Source organism: Microbacterium sp. cf332 (assembly GCF_900102175.1).
In the GTDB taxonomy this organism is placed as follows: Bacteria; Actinomycetota; Actinomycetes; order Actinomycetales; family Microbacteriaceae; genus Microbacterium.
The window spans coordinates 605,946-627,667 of the sequence record NZ_FNKN01000003.1; the positions used below are offsets into that span (position 1 = coordinate 605,946).

Sequence of the window (21,722 nt, forward strand, 5' to 3'; positions counted from 1 at the left end):
TCATCCTCCCGCGCCGAACACCGCATGGGCGACCGTGAAGATGACGAGCCCGGCGAGCGATCCGACGATCGTGCCGTTCAGGCGGATGTACTGCAGGTCGCGCCCCACCATCAGCTCGATCTTCTCGGTCGTCTCTTGCGCATCCCAGCGCTCGACGGTGTCGGTGATGATCGAGGCGATGTCGGCGCGGTGCCGCGACACCAGCGTCGCGGCCGCGTCGATCACCCTGCTGTCGATGCGCTGCTGCAGAGCGGGCTCGGTGGACAGACGCTCGCCGATCTCGACGAGCGCGGCGGCCATCCGGCGGCGCAGCGGGCTGTCGGCGTCGCCGAGCGAGCGGATGAGTCCCGCCTTCGCGGTGCCCCACGCCTCGGCGGCGAGGGCTCGCACGCGCGGGCTGTCGAACACCGCGGCCTTGGCGGCCTCGAGGCGGAAAGCGGTGTCGGTCTCACCCTGCAGGTCGCCGGCGAGACGCTCGAGATAGCCGTCGACCGCGCGCCGAGCCTGATGCTCGGGGTCAGCGCGCACGGCCGCCACGAAGGTGAGCGCCTCGCGGTAGACGGTGTCGTCGACGAGCCGCGTGGCCACCGACGGCAGCCAGGAGGGGAGGCGCCGCGAGACGAGTCCGGTGAACACCGACCGGTTCGCGTCGAGCCACTTCTCGATGCTGTCGACGGCGAGGTCGACGGCGCCGTGATGCGCACCCGACTCGACGACGCGTTCGAGCCACCCGCCGATCGACGGCCCCCACGAGGGCGCGAGCAGGTGGTCGCGAGCGAGGTCCTCGAGCAGGTCCTGCACCTCTTCGTCGCTCAGTGCGTTGAGGATGCCGGACGCCGCGGCCGACGCCTCGGACGACACGCGCTCGGCGTTCTCGGGGCGACGCAGCCAACCTCCGAGTCGGGCGGCCACTCCGATCGACTCGAGCTTGCCGCGGATGACGCCCGACTCGAGGAAGTTCGTCTCGACGAACTCGCCCAGCGTGCGGCCGATCTCGTCCTTCCGACGCGGGATGATCGCGGTGTGAGGGATCGGCAGGCCGAGCGGATGCCGGAACAGCGCCGTGACGGCGAACCAGTCGGCCAAGGCGCCCACCATGCCGCCCTCCGCGGCCGCACGGACGTACCCGAACGCGGGGATCGTCTGCTGCAGGGGGAACGAGATCGCGAACACGACCGCCATGAACACCAGGGCGCCGAGCGCGACGGCCTTCATGCGCCGCAGGCCCTGGCGGCGGGCCTGGTCGGCGGGCGAGAGCAGGGATGTCGGCGTGCGTGCCATCCGGTCATCCTCCCACGGGGCTTCGCCGGGACGGCCCGCTCACGGCGTATCCTGACCGCGTGATCGATGACATCCAGAAGCGCGCCCTGCGCCGCACGAGCATCCTCGAAGGCCAGGTACGCGGGCTCGCCCGGATGATCGAGAACGAGGACTACTGCATGGACATCATCGCCCAGTCGCGGGCGATCCAGAAGGCTCTCGCGTCACTCGACAAGCTCCTCATCGAGAACCACCTGCGCACCCACGTCACCCACATGTTCGAGAGCGGCGGTGCCGCTCGCGAGCAGGCGGTGGCCGAACTGCTGAAGGCCTACGACCTCGAGACCCGCTGACCGCCAGCCCGCTCTCCTCCCCACCCGTCGACTCGCCAGAAGGTGCGGATGGAGCGGCTCCCGCATCCGCAGTCTCTGGCGAGTCGACGGGCGCCGGGCGGGCGCCGGGCCGGGTCAGGGGGTGAGTGGGCCGAGCCACGCGGCGGCGACGGTGCTGTGGGCCGACTCGGGGTCTGACGGGTGGAACATCCCGGCGAGCACATCGCGGTAGAGGCGTCCGAGCTCGGAGTGCGAGAAGTACGACGACCCGCCCGCCACCAGCATCGCCTCGTCGACGACCGCCTTCGCCGCGGAGACGGCGCGGTGCTTCAGGCCGCTGAGCTTCGCGAACCACAGCGCTCCGTGGTCGGCCCGGGCATCGATGTCGCGCGCGATCGCCTCGAGCTGCGGCAGCATCCCGTCGTAGGCCAGCGCCATGTCGGCGATACGCCAGCGGATGTCGGGATCCTGGCTGTAGGCGAGTCCGGTCTTCTTCGAGGTGCGGGCCCGCGCCGATTCGACGGCGAGGTCGAGCGCTCGCCGCGCGAGACCCGTGTACACCGACGCGAGCAGCAGCTCGAACACCGAGAAGATGCCGAACACGAGGGGGTCGGGGTTCGGGCCGGGAGCGAGGCGGCGCACGATGCGGTCGGCCGAGGCGGGTGCTCCACGCAGCTCCGTCGTCCGAGACTGGGTGCCCCGCATGCCGACGGTGTCCCAGTCGTCGCGCACGTGCACCGCATCGGTGCGGTCGACGAACGCGAACACCAGCCGAGGCGCGTCGTCGCTCGTCGTGTCGAGACCGTGCAGCCCGAGGTGGTCCCACGTCGGCGCGAGCGAGGTGAAGATCTTCGTGCCGGTGAACGCGTATCCGCCGTCGGGCTGCGGAACGGCGTCGGTGTCGCTGCCGAACAGTACGAGGTCGTTGCCGGCTTCGCTGATGCCGAAGGCGAACACCTCACCGGCCGCCGCCCCCTCCTGCACGAAGCGCAGCGCGTCGTCGCCGCGGTCGGAGAGCACTTTGGCGACGCCTGTCCAGACCAGGTGCATGTTGATCGCGAGCGCGGTAGCCGGTGCGGCGCCTGCGAGACGCTGCTGCAGCACCGAGGCCTCCGCGAGCGAGAGCCCGGCGCCGCCCAGCTCGCGCGGAACCAGGATGCCGAGATAGCCGGCCTCCCGCAGCTCGGCGAGGTCGTCGTCGGGAAAGAGGTTCTCGGCGTCGACGGTCGCGGCGCGCGTGCGGATGCGCTCGATGAGGTCGTCGGAGAGGTAGCGGGCCGGGTCGAAGTCGCTCACGCATCCATTCTGCTCTCGCTGCGTCCGACCGGCCTCGCGCTCGACGCGGTGCGGCAGGATGGGCACATGATCTCGACCGACGCGGCGCTGGCCCTGCGCGAGGCCGGTCTCGTCTGGCATCCGGCATCGGGTGACCGCTTCCAGCTGAACGAGCCCGAGTTCGATGCCGACGTCTTCACGGTCAGCGAGATGACGGTGGAGCCGCGTCGCTACCCGACCGGCACGATCCTCGCCTTCAACGGCACGACCGAGTGGGCGCTGGACTCGGTGGCCCTGGACGAGGCGCTATGGCTGCCGCGCGAGGACCAGCTGCGCGAGATGCTCCGCGGCGGGTTCCGCAGCCTGCGCCGTCTGGCCGACACGCACCGGGTCGAGATCGAGTTCGCCGGGCAGCAGCTCGCGTTCGAGCATCCGCAGCCCGAGGACGCCTACGCGGCGGCCGTGCTGGCCATGCTGCGGCGGGTCAACGACTGAGACCGCATCCCGCGCCGCGCGCGCGGTCAGGTGATGGTGTGGACCGGCTCGGTGTCGGGGATCGGCGACGAGTCGCGGCCGCGCAGGTCGGGGAACCACCGCACGCACGCCGCGGCGACGATGAGCCCGGCGGCGGCGAAGAGCGTCGCGGCGATGTAGGCGCCCTGCGGCCCGACCCCGTCGATGAGGAAGCCTGCGACCGCGGAGCCGGCTGCTGCGCCGATGAGCTGCCCCGTTCCGATCCAGCCGTACGCCTCGGCCGTCTCGCTGAACTTCACGCTCGCCGAGGTGATGGCGAACATCACGGCCAACGCGGGCGCGATGCCGACGCCCGCGATCAGGAGCGAGCCGCCGAGCCACCACGCGTTCAGGGAGAAGATGGTCGCGGAGAGTCCCACCGTGACGATGAGGAAACGTCGCGCCATCGCCCACCGCCCGATCGGGATGTGACCGAACGACAGGCCGCCGGCGAGGCTGCCCACGGCGAACACGGCGAGAACGATGCCCGACTCGAGTCCGCTGTGACCGAAGGAGGCGACCACCCCCGCCTCGACCGCCGCGCACGCGCCGATGAGGAGGAAGCCGGTGGCCGTCGCGAGTGCGACCGGAGGCTTGAGCAGCACACGGCCGAGGCTGCGCCGGCTGCGCGGGATGCGCACGCGGCCGACCTCGGGGGAGAGGATGAACCAGGCGCCGCCGGCGATGAGGATGACGACGATGAGCAGCAGCCCGGGAACCGTGCCCGCCTGCAGCGCGACGACGGTGATGAGCACCGGGGCGATGATCCAGATGATCTCCTGCAGCGACGCGTCGAGCGAGAACAGCGGTGTGAGCTGACGCGAGGTCACCATCTTGGGGTAGATCGTCCGCACGGCCGACTGCACGGGAGGCGTCGAGAGCCCGGCGACCAGACCGAGCATCATGTAGACAGGCAGCGGGACCTCGAGCAGCGCGAGCAGAGCGATCGCGGCCGCGCATACCGCCAGGGTGAGCGTGAGCACGCGCCGCATGCCCCATACGCCCATCCACCGGCTCGTCACGGGTCCCGCGATCGCCTGTCCGACTGACGTGGCCGCCAGGACCAGACCGGCCGCCCCGTAGGAGCCGGTGACGTGCTCGATGTGAAGCAGGACGGCGAGGCTCGTCATCCCGTTCGGAAAGCGCGCGGTCAACTGTGCGGCGATGATGCGCGCGACACCCGGTGTGCGCAGCAGTTCTCCGTATCCCGCCACCCCTCCACGGTAGCGATTCCGGCGGCCTTCCGGCGACACGCCGCGACACGCCGACGCGACGAGATCCGTCCGAATCGGATGTCTGTGGGCCGGTCTACCGTCCGACCTGTGGACAGACTCGGCGCGCGACGACGAGAGGCGCGGAAACACGGGTCGATCGGGCCCCCGGTTCGGCCGCAGAACTGTGGATGAAACGGTGGACAAGATGTGTTGTACCTGGGGAGAGCGGTGCAAAACTACAGACTTGTAACTACTACCCCTTGTGGTGCCCCCCGATGTCGGCACCCATATGTAGTATTGAGGTCCCGGCGGGTTCTCAGCCGGAGATGCGTAAGAAGCGAAGGGAAACCACACTCGACATGGCGATCACGGTCTACACCAAGCCCTCCTGCGTGCAGTGCAACGCGACGTACCGTGCGCTGGACTCCAAGGGCATCGAATACGACGTCCTCGACCTCTCCGAGGACCCGGCAGCGCTCGAGCGCGTCAAGTCGCTCGGTTACCTGCAGGCCCCCGTCGTCATCACCGACGAGGACCACTGGTCGGGCTTCCGTCCCGACAAGATCGACGAGCTGGCCGCTCGCTTCGCCTGAACCATGAGCATGGCGGTCGCGACGCGGGCGCCTCTGCTCGTGTACTTCTCGAGCGTCTCCGGCAACACCGCGCGATTCATCGACAAGCTCGGTCTCCCGGCGCTCCGCATCCCCCTTCACTCCTCACCGACGCCTCTCGTCATGACCGAGCCCTTCGTGCTCGTCACTCCCACCTACGGCGGGGGACAGGGACGCGGTGAGGAGAAGGGTGCGGTGCCCAAGCAGGTCGTCCGCTTCTTGAACGACGTGCGCAACCGCACCCTGCTCCGTGGAGTCATCTCCACCGGCAACACGAATTTCGGCGAGTCGTACTGCCTCGCCGGCGACATCATCAGCCGCAAGTGCTCCGTGCCGCACTTGGACAAGGTGGAACTGTTCGGCACGCCAGAAGACGTCGAGCGCGTGAGCGCAGGATTGGAACGATGGTGGAATCAGCACTGGAAACGGCCTTGACCGATAACGGCTTCAAGGTCGACACGCGCTTCGAGGGGCTCGACTACCACGCCCTCAACGCGATGCTCAACCTCTACGGCGCGGACGGCAAGATCCAGTTCGACGCCGACAAGCGTGCGGCGCGGGAGTACTTCCTGCAGCACGTCAACCAGAACACGGTCTTCTTCCACTCGCTCAAGGAGCGCCTCGACTACCTCGTCGAGAAGGAGTACTACGAGCCGGCGGTCATCGAGAAGTACTCGCTCGACTTCATCCAGCAGCTCAACGACTTCGCGTACGGCAAGAAGTTCCGCTTCGAGACCTTCCTCGGCGCGTTCAAGTACTACACGAGCTACACGCTCAAGACGTTCGACGGCAAGCGCTACCTCGAGCGTTTCGAGGACCGGGTCGTCATGACGGCGCTCGGCCTCGCCGACGGCGACGAGAAGCTCGCGACGCAGATCGTCGACGAGATCATCTCCGGTCGCTTCCAGCCCGCCACGCCCACCTTCCTCAACACGGGCAAGGCGCAGCGCGGCGAGCTCGTGTCGTGCTTCCTGCTCCGCATCGAAGACAACATGGAGTCGATCGCCCGCGGCATCAACTCGGCGCTGCAGCTGTCGAAGCGCGGCGGTGGCGTCGCCCTGCTGCTGTCGAACATCCGCGAGGCGGGCGCCCCGATCAAGCAGATCGAGAACCAGTCGTCGGGCATCATCCCCGTCATGAAGCTGCTCGAAGACAGCTTCAGCTACGCGAATCAGCTCGGCGCACGCCAGGGCGCGGGTGCCGTGTACCTGTCGGCCCACCACCCCGACATCCTCAAGTTCCTCGACACCAAGCGCGAGAACGCCGACGAGAAGATCCGCATCAAGACGCTCTCGCTCGGCGTCGTGATCCCCGACATCACCTTCGAGCTCGCTCGCAACGGCGAAGACATGTACCTCTTCTCGCCCTACGACGTCGAGAAGGTCTACGGCGTCCCGTTCGGCGACATCTCGGTCACCGAGAAGTACCGCGAGATGGTCGACGACGCTCGCATCAAGAAGACGAAGATCAACGCGCGCGAGTTCTTCCAGACCCTCGCCGAGATCCAGTTCGAGTCGGGCTACCCCTACATCATGTTCGAGGACACGGTGAACAAGGCCAACCCGATCAAGGGTCGGATCAACATGTCCAACCTCTGCTCGGAGATCCTGCAGGTCAACACCCCGACGACCTACAACGAGGACCTCTCGTACGCCCAGATCGGCAAGGACATCTCCTGCAACCTCGGGTCGATGAACATCGCCCTGGCGATGGACGGCAAGGACCTCGCCCAGACGGTCGAGACCAGCATCCGCGCCCTCACCGCGGTGAGCGACCAGAGCCACATCGCATCGGTGCGCTCCATCGAGGACGGCAACGACCGGTCCCACGCGATCGGTCTCGGCCAGATGAACCTGCACGGATACCTCGCTCGTGAGCACGTGTTCTACGGCTCGGAAGAGGGCATCGACTTCACGAACATCTACTTCTACACGGTGCTGTTCCACGCCCTGCAGGCGTCGAACAAGATCGCGATCGAGCGCGAGTCGTCCTTCGAGGGCTTCGCCGATTCGACCTACGCGTCGGGGGAGTTCTTCGACAAGTACATCGAGCAGGAGTGGGCGCCGCAGACCGACAAGGTGAAGGGTCTGTTCGACGGCATCCACATCCCCACGCAGGACGACTGGCGCGAGCTGAAGGCCTCGGTCCAGCAGCACGGCATCTACAACCAGAACCTGCAGGCGGTGCCGCCGACCGGGTCGATCTCGTACATCAACAACTCGACGTCGTCGATCCACCCCATCGCGTCGAAGATCGAGATCCGCAAGGAAGGCAAGCTCGGTCGCGTGTACTACCCGGCGCCGTTCATGACGAACGACAACCTCGAGTACTACGAAGACGCGTACGAGATCGGCTACGAGAAGGTCATCGACACCTACGCCGCCGCCACCCAGCACGTCGATCAGGGCCTGTCGCTCACGCTGTTCTTCAAGGACACCGCGACCACGCGCGACATCAACAAGGCGCAGATCTACGCCTGGCGCAAGGGCATCAAGACGATCTACTACATCCGCCTGCGGCAGATGGCTCTCGAGGGCACCGACATGTCCGAGTGCGTCAGCTGCATGCTGTGATTGTCTGAGGCCGAAGTGCGCTAACACTTCGGCCTCAGATCACCCCGCGGAGCGAGGCTTTCGGTTTGCACAACCGTCCGAACAGCCTAGTACGAGTTGAACTGGAGAGAAGTACTTCAGGCTCACCGCGGACAATCCGCCTCATCGGCGGAGGAAGGACGGAAGCCATGGCGACCGTCAACCGTAGCGCCCGCACTGGGCAGTTCGTATCCAACGCGACTGCTGCACGCTGGCCGCAGTACACAACCACGGAGCGCGTCGGAGCCGGAACGGCGAACCGGACCCCGGTCCATCGGGATGCGGGGTCAGGGCAGTTCGTGACGGCGAGGGACGCGGCCCGCAGTCCTCAGACAACAATCCGACAAATGATCTGATCCATGCGGGGCGAGCGCACTGCTCGCCCCGCATGCTGAGAAGCCAAGGAACAGCCATGACTCCCGAACCGCTCAAGCTCATCGACCACGTGCAGGCGATCAACTGGAACCGCATCCAGGACGATAAGGACCTCGAGGTCTGGAACCGTCTGGTGAACAACTTCTGGCTGCCCGAGAAGGTGCCGCTGTCGAACGACATCCAGTCGTGGAACACGCTGACCCCTGACGAGCAAACGCTCACGATGCGCGTGTTCACGGGGCTGACGCTCCTCGACACGATCCAGGGCACCGTCGGCGCCGTCTCGCTCATCCCTGATGCGATCACCCCGCATGAGGAGGCCGTCTACACGAACATCGCGTTCATGGAGTCGGTGCACGCGAAGAGCTACTCGTCGATCTTCTCGACGCTCGCCTCGACGCCCGAGATCGACGACGCGTTCCGCTGGTCGGTCGAGAACCCGAACCTTCAGAAGAAGGCCTCGATCGTCATGGATTATTACCGTGGCGACGAGCCCCTCAAGCGCAAGGTCGCCTCGACCCTGCTCGAGTCGTTCCTGTTCTACTCGGGCTTCTACCTGCCGCTGCACTGGTCGGCGAAGGCGAAGCTGACCAACACCGCGGACATCATCCGCCTCATCATCCGCGATGAGGCCGTGCACGGTTACTACATCGGCTACAAGTTCCAGAAGGGCTACGAGCAGCTCACGCAGGCCGAGCGCGACGAGATCAAGGACTACACGTTCTCGCTGCTCTACGAGCTCTACGACAACGAGGTGCAGTACACGCAGGATCTCTACGACGCCGTCGGCCTGACCGAGGACGTCAAGAAGTTCCTGCACTACAACGCCAACAAGGCGCTGATGAACCTCGGCTTCGAGGCGATGTTCCCCGCCACGGTCACCAACGTGAACCCGGCGATCCTGTCGGCCCTCTCGCCGAACGCCGACGAGAACCACGACTTCTTCTCGGGGTCGGGCTCGTCGTACGTCATCGGCAAGGCCGAGGCCACCGAAGACGAGGACTGGGACTTCTGAGTCCCGCGTGATTCCGCGGATCTAGAGCGTCACAAAGGCCCCCGGCCGGTCGCCCATCTGGGCGGTCAGCCGGGGGCCTTTCGTCGTTCTGACCACGTTCTGCCCACACCCGCTACGACACGGCAGCAGCGCGCGCTCTGCTCACCACGATCGCCGCTGAGCTCCCGGACGCCGCCCGCCCACATCCAGCAGCGGCGCTCGACGTCGCCGCTCGACCGTCTGTCCCGACGGCGTCGCGTACCGGTCTGGCGGCGACCGCGTGGACCTGCTCGGGTGCTCACTGGGCGAGGACAGGCATCGTGCGCGGGGTCATCTTGGGGGGTTTCCGCGCCGCAGCTGGGCGGCTACGGTGTCGGGATGATCGGCGAATCGAGCATTTCCGCTATGCCTGGGTCAGAGATCTCGAATTGGTTCCCGATCGTGTTCGGGGTCGTGTCTGTGCTGATCGTCCTGGCGTTCGTCTACGTCATCTACGCGATCGTGCGGAACCGGCGAGTCCTGCGGCGGGCAGGAAGGAACCCAGACACGATCGAGGCCGATGTCGCGAATGCTCTGCTCGACAGTCAGGTGCTGCGTCCGCGTCGCGCGGACCTCGAGAGTCAGCTCGCGGAGATCGATCGGTTAGCCGAGTCGGGGGCGATCACTGCGGAAGAGCGCGCGGCCGCCCGCTTGCGGATCCTGTCTGGGTGACTCACGAAGGTCGCTGGCCGGTGTCTGCGTTGACCGTGGTGTAGATCCACGCGGCTAGGCGTCCGGTGAAGACGACGAATGCGCTCCCGAAAGCGAAAACCTGGCCGCGTTCTTCGACCAAGCGCCAGCTGAAGGTCATCGTGTTCGCGCGAACAACGGGTGGATGCCGTAGCTCTGCGCGGGCAGCATGCGGGAGGCTCGAGCGCAGCTCCTCTATCCGACGTTCGAACCCGGCCCGTCCGTACACCGAGCTGTCGAAGCTGACGTGGCAGACATCGGGATGGATGAGACGGTCGACCGCTGCGTGTCGCTTCCCCGCGTCGGGCTCATTGAAGATCTCGCTCAGGTACGCGCTCGCGAAGCGCCTTATGCCGTGCACCATCGCAATGTGCTCGTGTGTCAGATACCTCGTCCAGACCTTGCTGCGACCTGAGTGCTATTGGTATAGACAGCTTCGGTGATGCGACGCAGAACCAACGAGCGAAAGACGCTGGCCGAGCCGATTCCCTTTGCACGCGCCACCTTCGCCGTTGACGGCGCGCTTCCTCGTCCCGTAACGTGACGAGGCTGCGCGAATCCGCACAGCATCACCGGAGGAACGGCATGACCATGCGCAATGAGCGCCTGATCGCAGCGGACCTGGACCAGTTCCAGCTCCGCTATGAGCCGTACCCTCCGGTGCGAGACGTCTGACACCGCCACTGTCAGAACGCCCCGCACCGCACAGGTCCGGGGCGTTCGTGTGTTCCTCTCCATGCGCCCGTTCCCGGACCGCCATCACAAGGAAAGGAACCATGGAGAAGCTCTCGAACAGGCTGCTGTCGTGGGCGAGCATCATCGACGAGAAGACTCTCGATCAGGCTCGCACCGCGTCGAGCATGCCGTTCATTCACCCGCATTTGGCGCTCATGCCGGACGCGCACCTCGGCAAGGGGGCGACCGTCGGATCGGTGATCCCGACGCTCGGGGCGATCATGCCGGCCGCCGTCGGCGTCGACATCGGATGCGGCATGATCGCCGTCCGCACGCAGTTCACGAAGTCGCAGCTGATCGCTCGCGACCTGGGGTCGCTGCGCGAGCAGATCGAGCGGGCGATCCCGCTGTCGGCGGGTCGGGACAACCGCAAGATCGTCGCGACCGCCGAACCGCGCATCGCCGAGCTGGAGGAGCTGGCGGAGAAGAGCGAGTTCGACCCCGCCCGTTACGCCGGGCACTGGCGGAACCAGCTCGGATCGCTCGGGTCGGGCAACCACTTCATCGAGGTGTCTGTCGACGAGGCCGACGCGGTCTGGATGTTCCTGCACTCCGGTTCGCGGGGAGTGGGCAACAAGATCGCGACGCACCACATCGGGGTCGCGCAGCGGCTCGCCAAGCAGTGGTGGATCGACCTGCCGGACACCGACCTCGCGTACCTCGTCGAGGGGACGGAGGAGTTCCGGCGCTACATCCGCGAGCTCCGGTGGGCGCAGCACTTCGCGCTCCTCAACCGCGAAGAGATGATGGACCGCGTGACTCGGCAGCTGTCGGAGACGATGGGCGCAGACGTCGAGGAGCTCGAGCGCATCAACTGCCACCACAACTTCACCGAGAGCGAGAAGCACTTCGGCAAGCAGGTGTGGGTGTCGCGCAAGGGGGCGATCCAGGCGGATGCCGGCAGGCCGGGCCTCATCCCGGGGTCGATGGGCACGGCGTCGTACGTCGTCTCCGGTCTGGGGAACCCGCTGTCACTGAACTCGTCGCCCCACGGGGCGGGCCGTGAGTACTCGCGGTCGGCCGCGCGCCGAACCTTCACGCACGACCAGCTGCGTGAAGCGATGGTGGGCATCGAGTTCCGCGACACGGACGCCTTCATCGACGAGATCCCGCAGGCGTACAAGCCGATCGACCGGGTGATGGAGGATGCCGCCGGCCTGGTCGAGGTGCGGCACACGCTGCGGCAGCTGGTGAACGTGAAGGGCGACTGACCCGCATCCCCATCGGAGGAAGAAAGCATGTCGGAGGGTGGCTCCCAGGAGTCCACCCTCCGACGTGCAGATGCCCTCTGGTCAGGCGTCGCCCTGACCGATGTCGGACGCCTCGGCCACGGCGCTCTCGTGCGGGCGACCGAGGTGGCCGAGGGTGCGGCCGGCGGCCGCGAGGATCACGATCGCGACGACGAGCGCGGCCACACCCAGCCAGTACGGCGCGCTGGGAGTGAGTGCAGCGGCCAGCGGACCGGCCACGGCGGGCGCGATCGCACCGCCGATGAACCGCACGCCGGAATAGGTGCCGCTCGCGACGTTCCGGGGCAGGTCGGTCGCCTCCATGACGGCCTCGGTGAGTGCCGTGTTCAGCACCCCGAGGAACAGGCCCGCGACGATCACCGTGACGATCAGCACGGTCGCGCTGTCGATGCCGACCGCGAGGACGGCCTCAGCGACCGCAAGCAGCCCGAGCATCGTGAAGAGCACCGGACGCAGTCCGAGTCGGCGCGTCAGGACGGGCGCGACCAGGACCGATGTGAGCGCGACGGCGAGTCCCCAACCGAAGAAGACGAGACCGAGCTCGTGCGCGCCGAACGTCATGCCGGCCTGCGCCGCGGCCTCCTCGATGGGATACGGGCTGTAGGCCAGCAGCACGAAGAACGCGACGTTGTAGAAGAACGCCGTCAGCGAGAGGGTCAGCAGCGCCGGATTCCGCAACGCGCGGAACGAGGCGAGGAACGACACCTTGGCCGGTGCGACGGCCCCCGCGGCCGGAGCGGGGGAGCGGAACACCACGAGGATCGCCAGCAGGGCGATCGCCATCAGCGCTGCGGTGCCGAAGAACGGTCCGCGCCATGACAGCTCGCCGAGCGCGCCCCCGAGGAGCGGCCCCACGGCGAGGCCGATGCCGAGGGATGCCTCATAGAGCACGATCGCCTGGCGGCTGCCGCCACTGGCCGCTCCCACGATCGCCGCGAGGGCGGTGGCGATGAACAGGGCGTTGCCGACACCCCAGCCGGCGCGGAAGCCGATGATCTCCACCACGCCGCCCGACATCCCGGCAGCGGCGGCGAAGACCACGATGAGGGCGAGCCCGAGGAGCAGGGTCTTCTTGACGCCGAGCCTCGATGACACCCAGCTGGCGAACAGCATGACGATGCCGGTGATGAAGAGGTAGCTGGTGAACAGCAGCATCGTCTCGGACGGCGTCGCATCGAGCTCGCGGCTGATCGCGGGCAGGATCGGGTCGACCAGGCCGATGCCCATGAACGACACCGTGCAAGCGAAGGCGATCGCCCACACCGCGACGGGCTGCCGCCAGATCGACGCCTTCGCGGTCTCGGCTGTCGCATTCGTCCGGTCGTGTGCCGTCCGGTCTGACTTCATTGCGCTTGTCACGCGTGCCTTCCTCTCTGTCGTGGTCATCGCAGTTCGGGCTCCTCGAGCAACGCGGCGAGCAGCTCCGCGGCGCGCACGAGCACCGCGCGGTCCGAGTCGCTCAGCCGGCCCCATGCGGGAGCGGTCACCTCGATCGCCTGGGCGCGGAACACCTCGAACTGGTGACGTCCCTCTTCGGTGATCGACACGAGCGAGGCCCGGCCGTCCCCGGGGTCGGGCTCGCGCTGCACGAGCCCCTCCTGTTCCATGCGCCGCACGAGCGTCGTCATGGTGGGCTGGCTCACGCGCTGCCATTCGGCGAGGTCGCTCACGCGGGTCGGCCCGAGCTCGTCGAGGGCGGCCAGTGCCCGCCAGGTGCCCGCCGCGGCGCTGGTCTCGACGCGCCGCGCGACGGCACGGTTGAACCGGCTCGACGATGACATCAGGCGGACGGGCGACAGGTGAGCCGCGGCGTCCGGGTTGATGTCCGCTGCCGCCCCATCTATCAACTGCATAGCTTGACTATACAACATGCATAGATGAACTATGTTCTTGCGCGAGAGCTCCGCGCATGACGATGCCCCCGGCATCCTCCTCGCGAGAGAGGATGCCGGGGGCATTCGTGTGGTGTCAGCGGCCGCCGTTGATGAGGCCGAGCCATTGACCGAACGGCTTCTCGCCGCGGATGTCGGTATTCTGCTCGTCCTGCTCTTCGTACGCGATCATGATGATCCTCCCGCTTCGTCCGTGCTCCCATCTTGACTATCGCCGATGCGCGATGCGTGGTCCTTGACGAACGGTCGACGGCGCGTTACGCGTGCGTGCCCGTGTCGCCGGACGACCCTCATAGCCGCGACACAACTCCCGTCGATCGGATCACCCGCGCGGAGCGGGCCGCTCCTCCTACAATCGTGGTCGTGTCGGAAACCACTGTCCCCACGCGCGAACCGAGGTTCAGCCCGGTCATCGCGCTCATCGCCGTATCGGCGTCGTGGGAGGGCCGGCTCTCGGCGGCACTGCGCGACCTCGGACTGTCCACACGCAAGTTCGGCCTTCTCGGCCACATCGGCTCCGAGCCGGGCATCTCGTTCTCCGAACTGGCGCGCCGCTCGCACATCACGGTGCAGTCGGCCCACACCGCCGTGCGCACTCTCGTCGACGAGGGGCTCGTCGCCGACGCGACCGCCCACGCGGGCTCGGCGTCCGATCTACGCATCACGGCGAAGGGCCTCCAGGTCATGGAGCTCGCGCACCAACGCCTCCTCGAGCTCGATTCGACCCTCAGCGACCACATGCCGGGTCTCGCGGCCTCGATGGACGGCATCCGCGCAGGAATCGTCTGACCGCGCTCGATAGGGTGCGGAGGTGTTCCGAACTCCGCTGACCGCTTTCCGCTCACTCGCGATCGCGGAGGCGATCTCGTGGACGCTGCTGATCCTCGGTCTGGTGATCAGGTCGGCGTTCGACCTGCCGGTCGCCGTGACGATCGGCGGCGGCATCCACGGTTTCGTGTTCCTCTGTTACGGGGCGACCGCCGTGCTCGTCGCATGGAACAACAGATGGTCGATCGTGCCGACCGTGTGCGCCGTCGGTGCCGCGATCGTCCCGTACGCGACGGTGCCCACCGAGATGGTGCTGCGGCGGCGCGGCCTCCTCGCCGGAGAGTGGCGCACGGAGGCGACAGAAGACCCGCGAGACCGGCGGCCGCTCGACGGGTTCCTGCGCTGGTTCGTTCGTCGACCGATCGTCCTCGCCGTGATCCTCGCGGTCGGTATCGTCACCGCATATGTCGCGCTGCTGGTCATCGGGCCTCCCGGGCGGGCGTAGCGTGAGCGGATGCTGCGCACTGTTGCCCGCTTCGCCCTCGCCGCCCTGCTGATCGCCGCCGGCACGGCTCACCTCACCGTTCTCCGGCGCGGGTACCGCATCGCGGTCCCCGACTGGGCGACACGGGTGCTGCGCACGGACAAGGACATGATCGTCGTCGCCAGCGGCGCCGTCGAGATCGTGCTCGGCGCCGGTCTCGTCGCGCTGCCGAAGGAACGCCGGCGGATCGGGGCGGCGATCGCGGCGTTCTTCGTCGCCGTCCTGCCGGGGAACGTGCATCAGTGGCGTACGGGTGCCTCGGCACCCGGCCTCGACACGGACCGCCGCCGTTTCGGACGACTCTTCCTGCAGCCGGTCCTCGTGGCGTGGGCGCTGTGGGCAGGAGGCGGCGGGAACGACACGCCCGGGCGCGCGGGGTGACGCCTGCAACAGTCCGACACGGAATTTCTCGTCGGGGCCGTGCGTTTGGTTGCCTGTCATGGTGAGCACATCCGCGTCCGCGTCCACAGCGTCCGATTCCTCGGCAGCGTCCGAGTACCGAGACTGGGCCGTGTCGCGCCGTGCCGCGGTGACGGCCCCGCAGGGTTCGCTCGCTCTCGTCCTCACGCACTGGTCGGCTCCCGGTGAGCCCGCCGTCGACGATGCGGCGGCACGTGCCGGGCATCCCGTCGACGCTCTCCTCACCCGCCTCCAGCGGACGGACATCGAGACCGGCCTCCCGCAGGAGGGTTATCGGATCTGGCAGCAGGACTCCCCGGCGAATGAGGCGTTCGAGGAGATCGAGCGCTACGACTTCGACCCCGCGTGGGTGATCGAGGGCCGCTTCGAGCTCGTCGACGAAGACCGCGTCGTGCCCTTCGAGCACATCAAGGACGGTGGCGCGACGCGCGGGCTGCCGGTGTCCGGCGACCTCGTGTTCGTCATCGATGGCACGGAGTACCGACTCGCCGCATTCGACACGAACTACGGCGGGCCCAAGCTCCATCTGGTGTTCGGCGATCAGACCAACGGCGCAGAGAGCTATGGCGCCGGTCGCTTCCTCTTCCTCGATCATCCCGGCGCCACGGGCGACCTCGCGCCCGGCGACAGCACGCCGGTGACGGTCGACTTCAACCGGGCGGTCGTGCCGCCCTGCGGCTTCTCGAACCAGATGAACTGCCCGCTGCCGCCGCTGCAGAACCGTCTGCCCTTCCCGGTTCGCGCCGGCGAGAAGAAGGTCCGGTTCGCCGGCGACTTCTCCCTCTGACACCCCCCCCACCCGCATCCCGCGACACGGTGGCGCGCCGCACCACGCACCACCGCACCCCTCCACAGCAAAGGAACACCCGTGACTTCACGCGGCTTCTCCCGGCTCGTCGTCGCCTCCGCGGCAGCGACGGCCGGCCTCCTCGTCCTGGCCGGCTGCTCCGGTTCCGCCGACCCCGCCGGTTCGGCGGGCGCGAGCGACCCGGATGCCGAGATCGTCGTCGGATCGCAGAATGAGCCGACCAATCTCGACCAGATCTTCGGCGGTTCGTCCGGAGTCACCGAGGTCTTCACCGGCAATGTGTACGAGGGCCTGTTCCGCATCACCGACGACGCGCAGGTCGAGCCGCTCCTCGCGGCCGAGACCGCCGTGTCGGCCGACGGCCTCGTGTACACCTTCACGCTCGAGGACGCGACGTTCCACTCCGGCAAGGAGCTCACCGCCGAGGACGTCAAGTACAGTCTCGAGCGCTTCGTGGGCGACGATTCGATCGCCGCTCGCAAGCGTCAGTTGAGCGTCATCGACAGCGTCGCCGCCGTCGACGACAAGACGGTCGAGGTGACCCTGTCGCAGCCGTCCATCAGCTTCACCTACAACCTCGGCTACGTGTGGATCGTCAACGAAGAGGCCGGCGACCTCACCGCGACGGCCGACGGAACGGGCCCCTACGAGCTGGGCGACTACCGCAAGGGCGACTCGATCACCCTCGACGTGAACGACGACTACTGGGGGGATGCTCCCGCGAACGGCGGCGTCGTCTATCAGTACTACGCCGACCCGACAGCTCTGAACAACGCGCTGACGACCGGTGCGGTCGACCTCGTCACGAGCCAGTCGAACCCCGACAGCATCGGCGAGTTCGAGGCCGCGGGCTTCCAGATCATCGAGGGAACCTCGACGACGAAGGAGCTGCTCGCATTCAACGACCGCATCGCTCCGTTCAACGACGTGCGCGTCCGCAAGGCGATCTACTCGGCGATCGATCGCGAGAAGCTGCTCGATGCGATCTGGGACGGCCGCGGTGAGCTCATCGGTTCGATGGTGCCCCCGTCCGAGCCCTGGTATCTCGATCTCGCGGACAACAACCCGTACGACCCCGAGCTGGCCGAGCAGCTGCTCGCCGAAGCCGGCCAGGAGGCGGGCTTCTCGTTCACCGTCGACACCCCCGACTCGGGCGTGCACTCGACGGTGGCGGAGTTCCTCAAGTCGGAGCTCGCGAAGGTCGGCATCACGCTGAACATCAACATCATCACCGATGACGAGTGGTACCAGAAGGTCTACACGGAGAACAACTTCGAGGCGACCCTCCAGGGCCACGTCAACGACCGCGACATCAACTTCTACGGCAACCCCGACTTCTACTGGGGCTACGACAACGCCGATGTGCAGACGTGGCTCGCCGAATCCGAGGCGGCGTCGTCCGTCGAGGAGCAGACCGAGCTCATCAAGAAGGCCAATCAGCAGATCTCGGACGACGCGGCGAGCGTCTGGCTCTACCTGAACCCGCAGCTGCGCGTCGCGGCCGAGGGCGTCTCGGGCGTGCCGAAGAATGGACTGAACTCGCTCTTCTACGTCTCCGACATCACGAAGGCCTGATCTCCCATCACCCGGTATCTGCTTCGACGGACAGGATTGCTGCTGCTGGCGTTCGCGCTGGCCGTGGTGATCCTGTTCGTCGTGCTGCGCGTGCTCGGCAATCCCGTGTTCGCGCTCATCTCGGTGGGCGCGACGGATGCCGAGATCGCGGCGGCCGCCGCGCGCTTGGGTGTGGATCGGCCGATCCCGGAGCAGTTCGTCTCGTATCTCGGACAGCTCGCGAGCTTCGACCTCGGCCGCTCGTTCACCAACAACCTGCCGGTGGGCGACGAGATCCTGCGGCGCCTCAACGTCACGCTGCCTCTGACCTTGATCGCCTTCGCGCTGTCGGTGGTCATCGCCGTTCCAGTCGGCTTCATCGCGGCGTGGCGGGCGCGCACCTGGTACGGCACCGCCTTCTCGGCGGTGTCGCAGCTGGGCGGCGCGATCCCCGTCTTCTGGGTGGGGATCCTGCTGGTGGCGGTGTTCGCACTCAACTGGCGGCTGCTGCCGGCGGGCGGCTTCCCTCGTCGCGACTGGGAGGATCCCGGGGCCGCCCTCGTGTCGCTGACCCTGCCGGTGCTGACGATCGCCCTCGTCGCGGGCAGCGACCTGGCGCGCTACGTCCGCAGCGCGACGCTCGACGTCCTCGGACAGCAGTACCTCCGCGCCGCACGCGCCACGGGGCAGAGCTTCGCGACCGCGATCTGGCGCCACGGCGTGCGGAACGCGATCGTCCCGCTCATATCGATCCTCGCCATCCAGCTGTCGACGACCTTCGTGGGAGCGGTCATCATCGAACGGGTCTTCGCCCTGCCGGGGCTGGGAGACATGCTGCTCGTGGGGATCAAGGAACAAGACTTCCCCAGCGTGCAGGGGGTCCTGTTGTTCTCGACCGCTCTCGTGCTGCTGCTCGGCTTCGCCGCCGACGTCGCACAGCGCGCGATCGACCCGCGCCTGCGCGACACCATCTCGGGCAACCGGCGAGCGAAGGCGGCGGCATGACGACGACGCTCCCCGACAGCGGCACCGCTCCGACGGCCGCCCGGGCACGACCCCGACGGCGTCGCTCGGTGAACCTCGCGGTCGGCGCCATCCTCTTCGGGATGATCGCGGCGATCGGCCTCGTCTCGGTGTTCTGGACCCCGTTCTCGTTCGACGACACCGGGGGTGGGCGCTTGCAGCAGCCGTCGGCGGAGCACTGGGCCGGTACCGACCGGCTGGGCCGCGACCTGTTCACGCAGCTCATGATCGGTGCGCGCCTCGCTCTCGCCGTCGGCTTCGGCTCCGTCGTCATCGCCGCGGTGATCGGAATCGGGCTGGGCCTGCTCGCCGCCGTCGCCCGGCGCTGGGTCGACGACGCGCTGACGAGCCTGCTCGACATCGCCATCGCCTTCCCGACGCTCCTGCTCGCGATGCTCATCGTCGCGTGGCGAGGCGCGTCGCTGGAATCGGCGATCCTCGCGATCGGCCTGGCGGGGGCGGCGGTGATCGCGCGCCTGACGCGGATCGCGGCGACCCGCGTGCTCGCGATGGACTACGTCACGGCCGCGCGGACGTCCGGCACCGGGCGGACGGGCATCGTGTTCCGGCACGTGTTGCGCAACGTCTGGCCGACCCTCATCGTCCCGCTCGCCCTCCAGTTCGGGGGAGCGGTCGGTGCCGAGGCGTCGCTGTCGTATCTGGGTCTCGGCTCCCCGCCGCCCAATGCCTCGTGGGGCCGCATGCTGGAGGAGGCGCAGAGCACGGTGCTCGTGTCGCCGACCGCAGCGATCCTGCCGGGGGTCCTGCTCGTGGCGTTCATCATCGGAGCGAACCTGTTGGCCGACGGCCTGCGAGACATCGCCGACCCGACCACGAGGAGCATCGGATGACGCCCGTGCTGACCACGACCGGGCTCGGGGTCCGGCTGGGCGACGACCGGACGCTCGTCCACGGCGTGGACGTGAGCCTGCGACCGGGCGAGCGGCTCGGCATCATCGGCGAGTCGGGGTCGGGCAAGTCGCTCACGGCGCTCGCGCTGCTCGGTCTCCTCGCGTATCCGCTGGTGCCCGTCGGATCGGCGATCATCGCGACCGACGACGGTCCCGTCGAGGTCGTCGCGACGCCGTCCCGCCGCCTCGACCGTGTTCGCGGACGCACGATCTCGGCCGTGTTCCAAGAGCCGCTCGCGTCGCTCGACCCGCTGATGCGCGTCGGCAAACAGCTCGCGTGGCCGCTCGCGAAGCACCGGGGTCTGACGGGCGAGAAGCTGCGCCGCGGCGTCCTGGACGCACTCGCCGACGTCCAGCTCCCCGAGCCGGAGCGCATCGCGCGCTCGTTCATCCACGAGATCTCCGGTGGGCAGCGGCAGCGGGTCGCGATCGCACTGGCGCTCGCTGCCGGCCCCCGCATCCTCATCGCCGACGAGCCGACGACCGCGCTGGACGTCACCGTGCAGGCCGGCATCCTCGAGCTGCTTCAGCGGGAGGTCGCCGAGCGGGGGATGACCCTGCTGTTCATCAGCCACGATCTGCCGGTCGTCTCCCAGATCGCCGATCGGGTGCTGGTGATGCGGGACGGGCGTCAGATCGAGCTCGGCGAGACGGCTCGGCTGCTGCGGGCTCCTCAGCACGAGTACACCGCACAGCTCGTCGCCGCTTCGCGGGCGCTCGACGACTTCCTTCCCGCCGCCGACCCGTCGCGCCGCGGAGGGTTCGAGCCGACCGACGCCCGAGAGGAGTCCCGATGACCGCCGATGCGGGCCCCGTGCTGGCTCTGGAGCACGTCGACTTCGCCTATGGGCGAGGCCCCGGCGTCCTTCACGACGTGTCGCTGTCGCTGGTGCCGGGCGCGACCGTCGGGCTGGTGGGCGAATCGGGAGCCGGCAAGACCTCGGTGCTCCGCCTGTTGCTGGGCCTCGCAGCGCCGACCGGGGGCCGCGCCCTGTTCGAGGGTGCGCCATTGCGCCTCGCCGATCGGCGGCAGATGCGGTCGCTGCGCCGCACGGTGCAGCCGGTCTACCAGGACCCGTTCGCGTCTCTCGATCCCCGGATGACCGTGGGACAGTCGATCGCGGAGCCGCTGCGCTCGCTCGGTGTCGTGGGCGACAGGGCCGGAGCGCGGCAACGCGTGCTGGAACTGCTGACCGCGGTCGACCTCGACCCCGAGTCCGCTGATCGCTACCCGGACGCTTTCTCCGGCGGGCAGCGGCAGCGCATCGCGATCGCCCGCGCGCTCGCACCGCGTCCGCGGGTGCTGCTGGCCGACGAACCGGTCAGCGCCCTCGACACCTCCGTGCGTATGCACGTCATCGAGCTGTTCCAACGCCTCGCGTCCGAGCAGGGCATCGCCATGCTGCTGGTGTCGCACGACCTCACGATCGTGTCGGCGCTGTGCGAACGGATGACGGTGCTGCAGCACGGCCGCGTCGTCGAGGAGGGGCCGACACCCCGTCTGCTCACCTCGCCGAGCGAGGAGTACACCGCGCAGCTCGTCGCCTCCGTGCCGCGTCTTCCCGCGTGATCACGCGGGACAGGGGCCGCGACACGCCCGGGATGTCGCGCCGCTTTGCCACGATGCCGGGAGCCGCGTAACTTATTACTTGTTCGCCCCACAGGGAAGAGCGAGAGGGCCGGAAGGTCCCGCCTCCCTCAAGTGGAGAACAACCCGAAACAGATGCTTCCGAGTATCGCAGGTCCAAGACCTGCCACAGGGTCCCGATCACCTCACCTTCAGCAGTCTCCGGTTCGCCGGCGTCGGTTCCGAAGATCGATGTGCATCGGGTATGGTTGTGAAGTTGCCCTCTGGGCTGGCTGTGAGGTCAGTTGGGGGAGCGTCCGATCCTTGAGAACTCAACAGCGTGCACTTGTCAAATG

General features: G+C 67.8%; 22 protein-coding genes. 17 read left to right on the plus strand and 5 right to left on the minus strand.

What is annotated here, in order from left to right; genetic code table 11:
- Nucleotides 1–1,281 (minus strand): DUF445 domain-containing protein, encoded by a 1,281-nt coding sequence (locus tag BLT21_RS14520; RefSeq protein WP_091503345.1) that lies wholly within the window; start codon nt 1,279–1,281, stop codon nt 1–3.
- 59 nt (nt 1,282–1,340) lie between these two features.
- On the opposite strand from BLT21_RS14520, the gene BLT21_RS14525 reads away from it, so the two are divergent.
- Nucleotides 1,341–1,613, plus strand: a complete 273-nt coding sequence (locus BLT21_RS14525; protein WP_091503347.1) for a metal-sensitive transcriptional regulator — start codon at nt 1,341–1,343, stop codon at nt 1,611–1,613.
- A gap of 114 nt (nt 1,614–1,727) precedes the next feature.
- Here BLT21_RS14525 and BLT21_RS14530 read toward each other — a convergent pair whose 3' ends face one another.
- Complete coding sequence (locus BLT21_RS14530; protein ID WP_256336097.1) at nt 1,728–2,888, minus strand: acyl-CoA dehydrogenase family protein; 1,161 nt, start codon at nt 2,886–2,888, stop codon at nt 1,728–1,730.
- 66 nt (nt 2,889–2,954) lie between these two features.
- On the opposite strand from BLT21_RS14530, the gene BLT21_RS14535 reads away from it, so the two are divergent.
- The gene (locus BLT21_RS14535; protein WP_091503353.1) at nt 2,955–3,362 is read left to right on the plus strand and encodes a pilus assembly protein CpaE; all 408 of its coding nucleotides are present in this window, start codon (nt 2,955–2,957) and stop codon (nt 3,360–3,362) included.
- 26 nt (nt 3,363–3,388) lie between these two features.
- Here BLT21_RS14535 and BLT21_RS14540 read toward each other — a convergent pair whose 3' ends face one another.
- Nucleotides 3,389–4,594 carry an MFS transporter gene (locus BLT21_RS14540; protein ID WP_091503355.1) on the minus strand — a complete coding sequence of 402 codons (1,206 nt, stop codon included), beginning with the start codon at nt 4,592–4,594 and terminating at the stop codon, nt 3,389–3,391.
- Nucleotides 4,595–4,953: 359 nt separating this feature from the next.
- Between BLT21_RS14540 and nrdH the strand changes: the two genes are divergently transcribed.
- From nrdH to BLT21_RS14580, 6 genes are all read left to right on the plus strand, one after another.
- A complete protein-coding gene (gene nrdH / locus BLT21_RS14545; RefSeq protein ID WP_023954603.1) occupies nt 4,954–5,187 on the plus strand; it encodes a glutaredoxin-like protein NrdH in 234 nt (77 codons plus the stop codon).
- A 9-nt stretch (nt 5,188–5,196) separates the two neighbouring features.
- Nucleotides 5,197–5,640, plus strand: coding sequence for a class Ib ribonucleoside-diphosphate reductase assembly flavoprotein NrdI (gene nrdI, locus BLT21_RS14550; protein WP_176786937.1), 444 nt, complete (start codon nt 5,197–5,199; stop codon nt 5,638–5,640).
- Complete coding sequence (nrdE, locus tag BLT21_RS14555; RefSeq protein ID WP_091503359.1) at nt 5,610–7,778, plus strand: class 1b ribonucleoside-diphosphate reductase subunit alpha; 2,169 nt, start codon at nt 5,610–5,612, stop codon at nt 7,776–7,778. The genes nrdI and nrdE overlap by 31 nt, the downstream gene beginning before the upstream one ends.
- 430 nt (nt 7,779–8,208) lie before the next feature.
- On the plus strand, nt 8,209–9,186 hold the full coding sequence (gene nrdF / locus BLT21_RS14565) for a class 1b ribonucleoside-diphosphate reductase subunit beta (protein ID WP_091503364.1): 978 nt from the start codon (nt 8,209–8,211) through the stop codon (nt 9,184–9,186).
- 357 nt (nt 9,187–9,543) lie between these two features.
- A complete protein-coding gene (locus BLT21_RS14570; protein WP_143024997.1) occupies nt 9,544–9,876 on the plus strand; it encodes a DUF3810 domain-containing protein in 333 nt (110 codons plus the stop codon).
- Nucleotides 9,877–10,670: 794 nt separating this feature from the next.
- Nucleotides 10,671–11,840 carry an RtcB family protein gene (locus BLT21_RS14580; protein ID WP_091503372.1) on the plus strand — a complete coding sequence of 390 codons (1,170 nt, stop codon included), beginning with the start codon at nt 10,671–10,673 and terminating at the stop codon, nt 11,838–11,840.
- An 81-nt stretch (nt 11,841–11,921) separates the two neighbouring features.
- On the opposite strand, the gene BLT21_RS14585 is transcribed toward BLT21_RS14580, so the two are convergent.
- Nucleotides 11,922–13,226: an MFS transporter gene (locus BLT21_RS14585; protein WP_091503374.1), complete on the minus strand. Its 1,305-nt coding sequence runs from the start codon at nt 13,224–13,226 to the stop codon at nt 11,922–11,924.
- A 35-nt stretch (nt 13,227–13,261) separates the two neighbouring features.
- On the minus strand, nt 13,262–13,732 hold the full coding sequence (locus BLT21_RS14590; protein WP_176786929.1) for a MarR family winged helix-turn-helix transcriptional regulator: 471 nt from the start codon (nt 13,730–13,732) through the stop codon (nt 13,262–13,264).
- Nucleotides 13,733–14,134: 402 nt separating this feature from the next.
- Between BLT21_RS14590 and BLT21_RS14595 the strand changes: the two genes are divergently transcribed.
- The 9 genes from BLT21_RS14595 to BLT21_RS14635 all read left to right on the plus strand — a co-directional run bounded on the left by BLT21_RS14595 (nt 14,135) and on the right by BLT21_RS14635 (nt 21,369).
- Nucleotides 14,135–14,560 carry a MarR family winged helix-turn-helix transcriptional regulator gene (locus BLT21_RS14595; protein ID WP_091503541.1) on the plus strand — a complete coding sequence of 142 codons (426 nt, stop codon included), beginning with the start codon at nt 14,135–14,137 and terminating at the stop codon, nt 14,558–14,560.
- Nucleotides 14,561–14,582: 22 nt separating this feature from the next.
- Nucleotides 14,583–15,044, plus strand: a complete 462-nt coding sequence (locus BLT21_RS14600; RefSeq protein WP_091503379.1) for a DUF3817 domain-containing protein — start codon at nt 14,583–14,585, stop codon at nt 15,042–15,044.
- A 9-nt stretch (nt 15,045–15,053) separates the two neighbouring features.
- Nucleotides 15,054–15,464, plus strand: a complete 411-nt coding sequence (locus BLT21_RS14605) for a DoxX family protein (RefSeq protein WP_091503382.1) — start codon at nt 15,054–15,056, stop codon at nt 15,462–15,464.
- Nucleotides 15,465–15,594: 130 nt separating this feature from the next.
- Nucleotides 15,595–16,290, plus strand: a complete 696-nt coding sequence (locus tag BLT21_RS14610) for a DUF1684 domain-containing protein (RefSeq protein ID WP_256336098.1) — start codon at nt 15,595–15,597, stop codon at nt 16,288–16,290.
- A gap of 81 nt (nt 16,291–16,371) precedes the next feature.
- Nucleotides 16,372–17,886 carry an ABC transporter substrate-binding protein gene (locus BLT21_RS14615; protein WP_091503387.1) on the plus strand — a complete coding sequence of 505 codons (1,515 nt, stop codon included), beginning with the start codon at nt 16,372–16,374 and terminating at the stop codon, nt 17,884–17,886.
- An 18-nt stretch (nt 17,887–17,904) separates the two neighbouring features.
- Complete coding sequence (locus BLT21_RS14620) at nt 17,905–18,870, plus strand: ABC transporter permease (RefSeq protein ID WP_371113458.1); 966 nt, start codon at nt 17,905–17,907, stop codon at nt 18,868–18,870.
- A complete protein-coding gene (locus BLT21_RS14625) occupies nt 18,867–19,739 on the plus strand; it encodes an ABC transporter permease (protein ID WP_091503391.1) in 873 nt (290 codons plus the stop codon). The genes BLT21_RS14620 and BLT21_RS14625 overlap by 4 nt, the downstream gene beginning before the upstream one ends.
- Nucleotides 19,736–20,596, plus strand: coding sequence for an ATP-binding cassette domain-containing protein (locus tag BLT21_RS14630; protein ID WP_091503394.1), 861 nt, complete (start codon nt 19,736–19,738; stop codon nt 20,594–20,596). Before BLT21_RS14625 ends, BLT21_RS14630 begins: the two co-directional genes overlap by 4 nt.
- Nucleotides 20,593–21,369, plus strand: coding sequence for an ABC transporter ATP-binding protein (locus BLT21_RS14635; RefSeq protein WP_091503397.1), 777 nt, complete (start codon nt 20,593–20,595; stop codon nt 21,367–21,369). The genes BLT21_RS14630 and BLT21_RS14635 overlap by 4 nt, the downstream gene beginning before the upstream one ends.
- The last annotated feature ends 353 nt before the right edge of the window (nt 21,370–21,722 follow it).